Below are 11,809 nucleotides of genomic sequence, written 5' to 3' on the forward strand. Positions count from 1 at the left end.
GTCCTGGGGGACTGCACCACCAAGTAGGGCTACCCACGTATCCCCCACACCCCGCGAGGCCCTTCTTGGTGCTAACGGTGAACCTTCCAGGGGCCTCGCGGGACATGAGACTACCCCGGCTGAAATGTTTGCCGAAAATTTCCGTTGGGGCATCAGACTTAGAGCAACGCGCGCCCCCCGTGCCCCCAGGCGCCCGCACACGCGAAAAGGCACTCACCCGCCCGTCCGCGCTTCCTTCTCCAGCCCGCACCGTGGCACCCACAGCGGCACCCGGCCCGCTAAGTGATTGATTGGCCAGCTAGCGCGCTCGATCTGGTATCAAGCCGGCACCACGCATGACCACAGCAGGCACCACGCGACGACTCATGGCCACGACAGGCCACCTTGCGGCCTGCTGCGCGTGGTTGCGTCCGTGCTTTTCCTGATCTGTAGTTTTCGCCAGTCGCCCACAGTCGCCCATGCGTACACGCTGGAAATCCCGGCGCGCACCATCCGAATCCGTGCGGCTGCCTGAGTGCTACCATGAAAACCCTGAAAGGGGCCTTTGACCGCTGCCTGCGCTCTCCTACGGGCTGGCGAGGGCTGAAGTCGAACCACGGCTACGCAATCCTCTGCCGGAAGATGTAGGACGTCATGGGGGCCGACACGCCGTTGTCATCGATCACGCGGCGGGACATCGAGGCGTTCATTACCTACATGCTCGACCGGGAGCAGTCCGCGCCGGCCACCGTGAACAGGCATCTTGCCTGCCTGCGGCGGATGTTCAACATCGCGCTGACGGATGAATGGGAGGATGCCCCTGACCACTTCCCCAAGATCCGCCAGCCCAAGGAGCGCGGTGCCAGGCAATACTTCATGTCCAGCACCGACGAGGGCGCCATCTTCGCCCAGGTGCTCGCGCTCGACACCGTGCGGCTCGGCCCGGAGGGCGGGATACCCCGCAAGAGGGACGCCCACCGCTACTACGTGCTGTTCACGTTCCTGGTCGAGACCGGTCTGCGTCTCGGGGAGGCGCTGGGATTGCAGTGGGTCGAGGTGTCTAGGCCGGAGGGCGGTGACCCCATGCTCAAGCTGTTCCGGCCGGAGGCCCTTAAGACCGGCAAGCCTCGCAGCGTCCCGCTCACTCAGAAGGCGCTGGAGTCCCTTCAGTCCTGCAAGGGGGTCAAGGGCGGCCCGTTCGCTGACCTAGACGCACGCCGGGCACATGACATCTGGACGAGGGCCAAGGCGGCGGCTGGAATCACTCGCCGCGACTGCGTGATCCACTCCCTGCGCCACACCTGCGCATCGCGCCTGCTGGAATCAGGGGTTGATCTGAAGATCGTCAAGGAGTGGCTGGGCCACTCGGTCATCACCACGACGGACGGCTACACCCACCTGGCGACGCATCAGCTCACGGCGGCAGCCGTTGGCCTGGAGAAACTGAGGACTCGCGGTACCTAACTGTCCGATGTTGCAACGCTGGGAGACAGAAAGACGTTTCCGGTTGTAAATTGTTGCGAGTTTTCCAGTTTTAAGTTACTGATTATTCAAGGAATCATCTGGTGCGAAAGGCGGGACTCGAACCCGCACGACACAAGGCCGCTGGAACCTAAATCCAGTGCGTCTACCAGTTCCGCCACTTTCGCATTCCCAACGCCCAGCCGGCCATGCCCGCATCACAGAATCGATGGCTGGCTTGCCAAGCCATTCGCTCCACCCTGCGCACGCCCTTGCTAAGTCGATGATTCCCTTGCACGAAAGCAGGCCATTTTACGGTTGCAAGACCGCGCAGCACAAGCGCATGGAGGCTGTCGCAGATAAAAAAACGAAGGCCCGCGTTGCCGCGGGCCTTCGTCCAGTTTGGTGGGCCGTGTAAGATTCGAACTTACGACCAATTGATTAAGAGTCAACTGCTCTACCAGCTGAGCTAACGGCCCTGAAACTTCAAATTTGGGGTGGACGATGGGATTCGAACCCACGACAACCGGAATCACAATCCGGTACTCTAACCAACTGAGCTACGCCCACCATAAAAACAACACGTTGTAGTGGCGCGCCCGACAGGAATCGAACCTGCAACCGTCGGCTTAGAAGGCCGATGCTCTATCCGGTTGAGCTACAGGCGCTTGGTATCAAGCATAACGCCTGCTGGTCGGGGCAGAGGGATTCGAACCCCCGACATCCAGCTCCCAAAGCTGGCGCTCTACCAGACTGAGCTATACCCCGCCTCGAACTCTTCGACCACTTTCGCTTACCGAAGCTTTCGAATGTTACGGGTGACACTTCGCCCAGTCAATCCGTATCGAAGCACACCGAACTTCAAACTTTCGTCCGGCTCCGCATGCGGTCAACTGCCTGCGGAATACTGCAAAAAAATGGTGCGCCCGGAGAGATTCGAACTCCCGACCACCAAGTTCGTAGCCTGGTACTCTATCCAACTGAGCTACGGGCGCACTGTAAAAACATCTGCATCGACCGCGATCCCCGTTGAGTGGAAAGCGCCGAAGCGAGAGGCGGAATTATTCAGATTCGAGGCTTCTTCGTCAACACTTTTTGCAATTTTTTTTCACTGTGTTGCACGACGCGTTCAACTTGACAGCAACGTAAAGTCGTCCGCATCCATCCATGCCGGGAAGCGTTCGCGATGCGCGAGCAGCGCTGCCGGATCGAAGCGAACTGTTGCCACCTGCTCCTGCGAACCGAGTTCCAGCAACGGCTCGCCCAGCGGATCGATCGCGGCACTGTCGCCGGCATACGGCAGTTCGTTGCCATCGACACCGACACGATTCACGCCGACCACGCAGCAGAGATTCTCGATCGCGCGTGCACGCAGCAAGGTACGCCACGGCTGCCGGCGTGGCGCCGGCCAGTTGGCGACAAACAGCGCAAGGTCATAGTCCATGCCTCCGGCCGCGTTCTCCAGGCGACGGTTGCGCAGCCACACGGGAAAGCGCAGGTCGTAGCAGACCTGCGGCAGGATGCGCCATCCCTTCAGTGTCACGATCAAGCGCTCGCTGCCACTGCCGTAGCGCGTATGCTCGCCGGCCATGCGGAACAGATGGCGCTTGTCGTACTGCTCGTGCGTACCATCCGGCCGCATCCACAACAGGCGATTGAACACCGTGCCGCCCTCGCGTATCGCCAGGCTGCCGCAGATCACCGCGTCCACCTCCGCGGCAAGCGCACGCATCCACGCCACGCCCTCGCCGTCCATGTCCTCGGCACTGACGCCGGTGTCGTTGCTGAACCCGGACAGCAGCGTTTCCGGCAGCACCATCAAATCGCTCTGCCCGGCCGCACTTCGCACCAGGTCGCCGTAGTAGCTGCGATTGGCCGGCGCGTCGTGCCAGCGCGTGGCGCCCTGCACCAGGGTTACGTTCAGAGTCTGCACAGGCGCTCCGCTCCCGCTTCAAGCGTTGCATCGTTCTTGGCAAAGCAAAGCCGCAGCAAACGTGTACCCGGTGGCGTCTCGCAGAACGGCGTCAACGGAATCGCCGCCACCCCGCCATGCACCACCAGCCACTGGCAGAATGCCTGGTCGTCCTCGTCGCGGATCGCCGAGTAGTCCACCAACTGGAAGTAACCGCCCGGCACGTCCAGAAGCTTCAGCCGGGACGGCTTCAGCAGCTCGCGAAAGCGGTCGCGCTTGACCTGGTAGAAAGCCGGCAATTCCAGGTAATGCTCCGGATGGCTGGCGAGGAATGCCGCGAACGCCACCTGCGCCGGGTGAAAGGTGCAGAAGGTCAGGTACTGGTGCACCTTGCGGAATTCGGCCGACAGCGCAGCCGACGCCACCGCATAGCCCACCTTCCAGCCGGTGCAGTGGTAGGTCTTGCCGAAACTGGACACCACGATGCTGCGTTCGGCCAACTCGGGGTGTCGCAGCACGCTCTGGTGCAACGCGCCGTCGTAGACGATGTGCTCATAGACTTCGTCCGACAACACCACGATGCCTGTATCGCGCACGATCTCGGCCAGTTCATCGAGATCGGACGCCGAGAGCACCGCACCCGACGGATTGTGCGGCGTATTGACCAGGATCATCCGAGTGCGCGGCGTGACCGCATCGCGCACCCTCTGCCAGTCGATCGAGAAGTCCGGCACCGTCAGCGGAATGTGTACCGCCCGTGCGCCCTGCAGCTCGATCGCCGGCTCGTAGCTGTCGTAGGCCGGGTCGAACACGATCACTTCTTCGCCGGCACGCACGATTGCCGCGATGGCGGCAAACAGCGCCTCGGTGGCTCCGGATGTGACCGTGACTTCGGTGGCCGGGTCCACCTTGCGTCCATACAGGCGCATGGTCTTGAGCGCGATCTGCTCGCGCAGCGAGGCCAGCCCGATACCTGGCGCGTACTGGTTGCAGCCATCGCTCATGGCGCGGGTAACGGCCTCGCGCAACGCCAGTGGCGGCTCGTAATCGGGAAAGCCCTGCCCCAGGTTCACGGCCTTGTGCTCCAGCGCCAGCTGGCTCATCACGCTGAATATGGTTGTGCCGACCTTCGGCAACTTGGTTTCAATGGGCATCGTGAAGTCGTTTGGATGGCTAAATGGAAAGCCTAGCATGCCTACAGCGGGGCCAGCGGTCGCGATTTGCACACCTCGTGCTCCTGGCGCATGGCCTCCGGCAAGCGTTCGGCAAGGTAGTCCACCAGGGCGCGCACACCAGGCAACATGCCGCGGCGACTCGGATAGACGAAATGCATGGTGCCGTCCGGGGCGCTCCACTCGGGCAACAACACCTCGAGCTCCCCCTGGGCAATGGCCGGCGCGCACACGAACTCGGGCAGCATGGTCACCCCCATTCCGCGCCGCGCCGCCTCCAGTAACACCGCGAAATCACCACTGATCAGGCGCGCCTGAAGCTCGACATTGACGCGCTGCCCATCGGCGTCGATCAGCTCCCATATCTGCGCGCCCTCGTGTTCCTGCATCGACAGGGCGGGCAGGCGCGAAAGGTCGGCGGGCTGTTCCGGGCGACCGTGCGCCTTGAGCAGGACCGGGCTGGCCACCGGCAACACCCGCGACAGGCCGAAGCTGCGCACGATCATGTTCGCGTCGGTATCCAGCTTGGTGCGCACGCGTATCGCCAGATCGATCCCCTCGCTGATCAGGTCCACCCGTCGGTTGGTCGCCTGCACGCGCACCTGCAGCTTCGGGTATCGCACCATGAAGTCCGGCAATACGCGGGCCAGCACGGTCTGGGCGAGCGACACGGGACAGGTGATACGCACCACTCCCCGCGGCTCGGCACGCAGCTCGTCGACGGCCTCCTGTGCCGCGCGAGCCTCTTCCAGCACGGCCCGGCAATGGCTGTAGAAACGTTCGCCGACTTCAGTGACCACGAAGCGCCGGGTCGTCCGTTGCAGCAGGCGCACGCCCAGCCGGTCCTCCAACTGCGCCACCCGCTTGCTCAGCCGGGACTTGGGTATGCCCAGCGCGCGGCCCGCTGCCGAAAATCCGCCGTGGTCCACCACGGCCGCGAAGAAATACAGGTCGTTGAGATCCTGCAACGCCCCGTCGAGTACCGTCATGATGGTTTCCTGGCAAGAATCACGAACAAGGATGTCCGGAAGTTTCTCCCGCCGTCATCGGCCCGGCCTGACGATATGCCAAAAGCCGCTCCGGCAACGCAAACGGACGCACCCGTGACCCGTGAGGCGCCCCCTGACATACCTGTCGCACTATACCTCCAACCCGAAGCGCCCACCCTGCCCCCGGCCAGCATCGCCATCGAGGATTCAGCGCGCAGCATCGCCCGGCAGCAGCATCGTCAGAGCCAGGCTGAAAGCCCTGCGGGATAAGGTTATACAGCCATCGTCGCCGGATGGCCGATGCAGGGCGTACCCTGTATCTGCGCAACATGACGAGAAGGAAGCCAGCCATGTATCACCGCCATCGCGAACGCCATGTCACCGGCCGCATAGGCTGGCTTCGTGCCGCCGTGCTTGGAGCCAACGACGGCATCGTGTCCACCGCCAGTCTGGTGATGGGCGTGGCCGCGGCCCACGCCACCCAGCCCGCCATCCTGATTGCCGGAACGGCAGGACTGGTTGCCGGCGCCATGTCCATGGCCGCGGGCGAATATGTATCGGTGCACTCCCAGGCAGACAGTGAGAAGGCTGAGCTGGAACGCGAGGAGAAGGAACTGGACAGCGATACGGAGGGCGAACACAAGGAGCTTGCCGCGATCTATGTCGAGCGCGGGCTCGACCCGCAACTGGCACGCCAGGTCGCCGAGCAACTGATGGCGCACAACGCTCTCGATGCCCACATGCGTGACGAGCTTGGCATCACCGAGGCACTCAAGGCGCGCCCGCTGCAGGCCGCCGCGGCATCAGCCGCCAGCTTCGCGGTCGGAGCCGCCCTGCCGCTTGCGGTGGCGGCCATGGCCCCGGTCCATGGTCTGCTGGCATGGATCTTCGTCACCGCACTGGTCTTCCTCGCCGTGCTTGGCGGCATCGCCGCGCGCACCGGCGGCGCCAATGTCCGCACCGGCGCCATGCGCATCACCTTCTGGGGCGCATTGGCGATGGCCATTACCACCGGTGTCGGCATGCTGTTCGGCGGTGCCGGCTGACCCCCGGCTCCAGATCAGACATAAGCCCAGCAAGCGTCACTCGACTCGCCGGGAATGTCAGGCACCGGCCTCGGCAGGCAGCGTCCTGCCATCGTTATACGGAATCGACAGCTGCAGGCTCACTCCGCTGCGGGCTGCGGTCTCTATGGTCAGATGGCCACCAAGCCGTGTACCCCTGGCCTTCATGCTGGCCAGCCCGGCGCCTTCCCGGCCCGCTCCCTGTTCAAAGCCGCGCCCATCATCGCGGACATCGATCTGCAGAAAGCCATCGCACCGTCGGGCTTCGATGGTCACCGTCGACGCTCCGCTGTGCTTGAACACATTGGTCAGCGCCTCCTGCAGGAAACGCATGAAATCAAGGCTGCGGGCCGGCCCCAGATAACACGCGTCCAGGCCATCGACACGCCAACAGCTATCGATGTCGGCCAGCAGCAGACGCTGGCTCCAGCGATGCCGCAAGGGGGCCAGCAGATGACCCAGATCGGCCTGGGCGTCATGCATGGTCGTATCGATCACCAGCCGCAGATCGTCACGTAGCTCCTTCAATCGAGTCACCATGCGTCCGGCTTCGGGCGAGGACTGCTGTTCGAGTTCGGCAATGGCACCGACCAGGCTGCCGCCGAATCCGTCATGCAGGTCACGCACTAGGTTCAGGCGTTCGGCAATGCGCGTGTTCGTCAAGGCGAGTGCGTGTTCGCGTGACAGGGTTTCAGATAACTGCGCGGTGGCTGTATCAATCTCACGCAACAGTTCGGCATTAAAGCCCTCGACCCTGCGCATGGCCTGCGAGAATCGCCATGCCACGGCGAACCCCATGCCGACCAGCGTCAACGGCGACGTCAATGCAACGAGGTCGTAGTTGCTGCTGTTTGCCCACTGCATGAACGAAAACAGGTCGAGCACCGAGACCAGCAGTGGAACCAACAGGCAGACCGCGACCACGCGTACATCCACGCGCGGGGTACGCACCGCGTAGACAATGAAGATCACGGTGGATGTGTAGTCCAGGGCAATAGCCGGCAGGACGAGCACGTTACGCCACGGCCCCACGATATGCGGGGCAACCAAAGCGGCCACCAGCGCAAACGCACCGGCCGCGAGCAGCGTGTACTCCGTGCGGCGCCAGCGCAGCCCACAGAAACGCAGCAGGAAAATGCAGAACGTGGTTCCGGAGGCGCAGAACATCGCCGTCACCATGGCCTCCCACGCATCAGTACTGGCAAATGGCCAAGTGCCCGAAGCCACGAAATTCCAGGCATAGCCCGCGCCCAGCAAGGTGGTCAGCGCATACCAGCCGAACAGGCTTTCCTTGCGCCGCAGCAGCCAGAACATCATGAACAGCACGCCCAGCACCAAACTGATCGCAAAGTTGAACAGGTGGATGTAGAAGCGCGAGAACATTTCGCGCCGATACATGGCACCCACCAGACGGGGCGGGCCGAGCTCCACCGTGCCGAACCCGGGCTGATAGTCCGCCAGCCCCGACACGCGCACCAGCAATGTGTTCTCGCCATTGCGCAGCAAGGGCTTGTCGAGCATGAAATACTGCGGCGTGATCCACCGGCGCGAGAGCGGCTCGACCAGGTGGGCATCGCGGTGGACCAGGCTGCCGTTGACCCATACCGCGTCGGCCAGACAGACATAGTCCAGCAGCAGACCGATCGGCTGGTCGGTGCTGGCCTGGTTCCAGCGCAGGCGGTACCACACCACACCATCGTGATGTGGCCAGCGTCGGGTCCATAACTCGGGCAGCGTGACTTTGACCCAGCCCGTCGCCGGCGGTGCATCGGCATACCAGCCGGTGGCGACCGCCTCGGCCCGGACCAGTGTGGCAACCGCCCCGGGTTGCGGCTGCGCATGCAGCCCCAGGCAAACCAGCAGGCCGCACAACAGCAGGCCAAGCCGCCAGGACAAGCGTGTCAACGCAGGATGCCCCGCGCCTTGGCCTCGAACACGGCAGCCGTGCGTGAGTTCACCGCAAGCTTGCGGTAGATGGTCTTGGTATAACCCTCGATCGTGAACCGAGACAAGCCAGTTGATTCGGCAATTTCCCGGTTGCTCAGTCCCTTGCTGACCAACTGAAGAATTTCCTTTTCTCGACTGGACAGCTGGTCCAGCGGGCACTGGTCTGAAGGGCCGCCAGGGCGCGGCCCTGGCAAGACAGGATCCGGCGACAGCAACGCCAGGATGTGTCGCGCCACGAAAGGATCGATCGGAGCTCCGCCACGTTGCACGCTTTGCAGTGCGGCCCGCATTTCCGATGTGTCGGACTCCTTGAAGATGTAACCCGTCGCGCCGGCCCGCAGCGCGGCAAGAACGGTAGTCTCGTCACCCCATGCCGACACGATCACCGAGACGGTATGCGGGTAACGCTCGCTGATCCAGCTCACCAGGTCCACGCCGTTGCCGTCGGGCAGGCCGATGTCCACCAGCACGAAGGCACGTGGCGTGGATTCCAGGAATGCGTGTGCGTCTGCAAGCGTCCCGACGGTGACGATATCGACTGTGTCTCCATCGGCCTGGTTTCCACACACGTCCCGCAACAGGCTCTCCAGATAGCTGCGCGTGGCCGGCATGTCTTCGACGATCAAGGCGGGAACGAGTTCGATGACCGCGGCGTCCGACATGGGGACCATTCCATAGACCGGTAAAGTAGTGACGTCCAATCCTAAGGGCTTTCGCGCACCAACGCGACCGGGAACCGGCGAGCGTCACTTGGCAGCTAGTCGAGCTTCTCGAGGGAATAAGCAGCCAGCCGAAACTGCGCAGGCGATTGGGTTATGTAACCAACGATCCACAGGATTCAGCTAGGCTTCCAGCAAGGAACCAGGTCGCCGCGATCCGGGTACAAACAGGCTAAAGGACAGGGACATATGCCAACGAAAGCACGCTCCTTGATCGCCGTGAGTCTGGTTGCATTGCTGTCCGCCTGCGCTACCGCACCCCAGGTGCCTTGCGGAACCTCACAAGGCATCTGTCCGATGCAGGCCATTGATCGGGCTGCCGCCGCCGCGCCGTATGGCGTCCCCGGGCGCTACACCCTGGTGGTGCGCAGCGTGGGCCATGCGAAGGGGCTGGTCTACCTTGACTCGCAGCGTGACTATCGCGACCAGCGCAACGTCTCCGTCGTGCTCTATCCGAACGCGCAAGCGCAACTGCGTGCGCGCCTCGGCGGTCCCCTTGCGAAAACGCTGGAAGGGCACCGCATCGTCGTCGTAGGCGCCGCGCGTCAGGTGAAGATACTGTTCATGGACAACGGCCACACCACCGGTAAGTACTACTACCAGACCCATATCCCGGTGACCCGCGGCAACCAGGTGACGGACCTGCCGATCCACGGCTGAGCAGTGCCCTTCTGGACGCGCTGATCCTGGCGATCATGGCTGCCAGTGACGCCGTCGCTTTGAGGGATATGCGTCGGAACACCATGCCGATCGGTTCGCAGATTGCGACACCGCCTGGACGACATGGCTGGACTGCATGAGATGACTTGATGGTGCCCGGAGCCGGGATCGAACCGGCATGGGGTTGCCCCCGAGAGATTTTAAGTCTCTTGCGTCTACCTGTTTCGCCATCCGGGCGGATGGTGGCGGAGAGAGTGGGATTCGAACCCACGGTAGGCTTGCACCTACGGCAGTTTTCAAGACTGCTGCCTTAAACCACTCGGCCATCTCTCCGTTTGTCGACAGGCAGGAACCCGAGCCCTGCTGCGCGACGGTTGAACTCGCCCCCTGCAAGGCCGGAAGCATCGGCGCTCGCTGCGTTACATGCTATCAGGAACCGGCCTCGCATCGCGCACGCCTGCGGTCTTGGTGCGGCTGGATGGGATCATTCGCGAACGCAGCCTGCGTACCGACAAACGATCTTGCCGAGTCCCGAGGCATGTAGCCGAAGCCGATGCGCCAACTTATGCGAGGCTGGTCTGCCCGCCCAGATAGGGCTGCAGCGCTTCGGGCACGCTGATCGAGCCGTCCGCATTCTGGAAGTTCTCCATCACCGCCACCAGCGTGCGGCCCACCGCCAGACCGGAGCCATTGAGGGTGTGCAGCAGTTCCGGCTTGCCGGTGGACGGGTTGCGCCAGCGCGCCTGCATGCGACGGGCCTGGAAGTCGCAGCAGTTCGAACAGCTGGAAATCTCGCGATAGGTCTGCTGACTGGGCAGCCACACTTCCAGGTCGTAGGTCTTGGCCGAGGTGAAGCCCATGTCGCCAGTGCACAGCAGCACCTTGCGATAAGGCAGGCCAAGCTTCTGCAAGACGGCTTCGGCGTGCCCGACCATTTCCTCGAGCTGGTCGAACGACTGCTCGGGCGTGGTCAGCTGCACCATCTCCACCTTCTCGAACTGGTGCTGGCGGATCATACCGCGGGTGTCGCGACCATAGCTGCCTGCTTCGGCACGAAAGCACATGGAGTGGGCGGTAAGCCGCATCGGCAGCTCGCCCGCCTCCACGATGGAGTCGCGCACGAGGTTGGTCAGCGCGACTTCCGCGGTGGGGATCAGGTAGCGCGTGGTCTCGGCCACTTCGGTGGAAAACAGGTCTTCGCCGAACTTCGGCAGCTGGCCGGTACCCTGCATGCTGTCGGCATTGACGATCAGCGGAACGTTGCACTCGAGGTAACCGTGCTGGCCGGTCTGCAGGTCCAGCATGAACTGGGCCAGCGCGCGATGCAGGCGCGCCAGCTGTCCGCGCAGCACGGTGAAGCGCGCACCGGAAAGCTTGGCGCCGGCGTCGGCGTCGAGCCAGCCGTGGCGGGCACCGAGGTCGACGTGGTCCTTGACCTCGAAGTCGAAGCTGCGCGGCGTGCCCCAGCGCAGGATCTCCTGGTTGTCGTTCTCGTCCTTGCCCAGCGGCACGGACTCGTGCGGCAGATTCGGAATGCCCAGCGCGATGTCGGCCAGCCGGGCCTGCACTTCGGCCAGTGCCTGCTCGTTGGACTTGAGCTTGTCGCCGATGCCGGCGATCTCGGCCATCAGCGGCGCCACATCCTCGCCCTTGGCCTTCGCCTGTCCGATCGCCTTGGATCGGGTGTTGCGCAGGTTCTGCAGCTCCTGGGTCTCGGTCGCAAGCTGCTTGCGCGAGCCCTCCAGCGCATCGACAGCGGCAACGTCAAGATCGAAACCGCGGGTTTCCTTCAGGCGTGCGGCGGTTTCGGCAAGGCGCGAGCGCAGCAGGGCGGGGTCAAGCATGACGTGATCCGGTGACAAACATGGCGGTCGATTATCGCCGCCCCGCCCCGCTGGCCGCAACG

Annotated in this window: 9 protein-coding genes and 8 tRNA genes; 3 read left to right on the forward strand and 14 right to left on the reverse strand. The window is 63.4% G+C overall.

The features are described from left to right. Positions 1 to 633: 633 nt before the first annotated feature. Positions 634 to 1,443, forward strand: coding sequence for a tyrosine-type recombinase/integrase (locus tag RA164_RS09195; RefSeq protein ID WP_329740558.1), 810 nt, complete (start codon positions 634 to 636; stop codon positions 1,441 to 1,443). Between the two features lie 99 nt (positions 1,444 to 1,542). Here RA164_RS09195 and RA164_RS09200 read toward each other — a convergent pair. The 9 genes from RA164_RS09200 to RA164_RS09240 form a co-directional block, all read right to left on the reverse strand. Beyond that, positions 1,543 to 1,628 (reverse strand) — tRNA-Leu (locus tag RA164_RS09200). A gap of 215 nt (positions 1,629 to 1,843) precedes the next feature. Further along, a tRNA-Lys gene (locus tag RA164_RS09205) sits at positions 1,844 to 1,919 on the reverse strand. A 14-nt stretch (positions 1,920 to 1,933) separates the two neighbouring features. Continuing rightward, positions 1,934 to 2,010, reverse strand: a tRNA-His gene (locus tag RA164_RS09210). Between the two features lie 21 nt (positions 2,011 to 2,031). Beyond that, positions 2,032 to 2,108, reverse strand: a tRNA-Arg gene (locus RA164_RS09215). Between the two features lie 23 nt (positions 2,109 to 2,131). Further along, positions 2,132 to 2,208 (reverse strand) — tRNA-Pro (locus tag RA164_RS09220). Positions 2,209 to 2,358: 150 nt separating this feature from the next. After that, positions 2,359 to 2,435: transfer RNA gene (locus RA164_RS09225), tRNA-Arg, on the reverse strand. Positions 2,436 to 2,569: 134 nt separating this feature from the next. After that, entirely contained in the window at positions 2,570 to 3,373 is an 804-nt protein-coding gene (locus RA164_RS09230) for an amidohydrolase (protein WP_329740559.1), read from the reverse strand. After that, positions 3,361 to 4,506 carry a pyridoxal phosphate-dependent aminotransferase gene (locus RA164_RS09235; protein WP_329740560.1) on the reverse strand — a complete coding sequence of 382 codons (1,146 nt, stop codon included), beginning with the start codon at positions 4,504 to 4,506 and terminating at the stop codon, positions 3,361 to 3,363. Before RA164_RS09235 ends, RA164_RS09230 begins: the two co-directional genes overlap by 13 nt. Before the next feature lie 41 nt (positions 4,507 to 4,547). Beyond that, positions 4,548 to 5,513, reverse strand: a complete 966-nt coding sequence (locus tag RA164_RS09240; protein ID WP_329740561.1) for a LysR substrate-binding domain-containing protein — start codon at positions 5,511 to 5,513, stop codon at positions 4,548 to 4,550. Positions 5,514 to 5,863: 350 nt separating this feature from the next. Between RA164_RS09240 and RA164_RS09245 the strand changes: the two genes are divergently transcribed. Then, positions 5,864 to 6,559 carry a VIT1/CCC1 transporter family protein gene (locus RA164_RS09245; RefSeq protein WP_329740562.1) on the forward strand — a complete coding sequence of 232 codons (696 nt, stop codon included), beginning with the start codon at positions 5,864 to 5,866 and terminating at the stop codon, positions 6,557 to 6,559. Between the two features lie 57 nt (positions 6,560 to 6,616). On the opposite strand, the gene RA164_RS09250 is transcribed toward RA164_RS09245, so the two are convergent. Continuing rightward, on the reverse strand, positions 6,617 to 8,482 hold the full coding sequence (locus tag RA164_RS09250; RefSeq protein ID WP_329740563.1) for a sensor histidine kinase: 1,866 nt from the start codon (positions 8,480 to 8,482) through the stop codon (positions 6,617 to 6,619). After that, complete coding sequence (locus RA164_RS09255) at positions 8,479 to 9,225, reverse strand: response regulator transcription factor (protein WP_329740564.1); 747 nt, start codon at positions 9,223 to 9,225, stop codon at positions 8,479 to 8,481. Before RA164_RS09255 ends, RA164_RS09250 begins: the two co-directional genes overlap by 4 nt. A gap of 315 nt (positions 9,226 to 9,540) precedes the next feature. On the opposite strand from RA164_RS09255, the gene RA164_RS09260 reads away from it, so the two are divergent. Then, on the forward strand, positions 9,541 to 9,903 hold the full coding sequence (locus RA164_RS09260; protein ID WP_329740565.1) for a hypothetical protein: 363 nt from the start codon (positions 9,541 to 9,543) through the stop codon (positions 9,901 to 9,903). Between the two features lie 150 nt (positions 9,904 to 10,053). Here RA164_RS09260 and RA164_RS09265 read toward each other — a convergent pair. The 3 genes from RA164_RS09265 to serS all read right to left on the reverse strand — a co-directional run bounded on the left by RA164_RS09265 (position 10,054) and on the right by serS (position 11,747). Further along, a tRNA-Leu gene (locus RA164_RS09265) sits at positions 10,054 to 10,140 on the reverse strand. A gap of 6 nt (positions 10,141 to 10,146) precedes the next feature. Beyond that, positions 10,147 to 10,236, reverse strand: a tRNA-Ser gene (locus RA164_RS09270). Between the two features lie 230 nt (positions 10,237 to 10,466). Continuing rightward, positions 10,467 to 11,747: a serine--tRNA ligase gene (gene serS / locus RA164_RS09275; RefSeq protein WP_329740566.1), complete on the reverse strand. Its 1,281-nt coding sequence runs from the start codon at positions 11,745 to 11,747 to the stop codon at positions 10,467 to 10,469. Positions 11,748 to 11,809 lie beyond the last annotated feature (62 nt).

The sequence above is a fragment of the Dyella sp. A6 genome, from assembly GCF_036320485.1.
In the GTDB taxonomy this organism is placed as follows: Bacteria; Pseudomonadota; Gammaproteobacteria; order Xanthomonadales; family Rhodanobacteraceae; genus Rhodanobacter_A; species Rhodanobacter_A aluminiiresistens.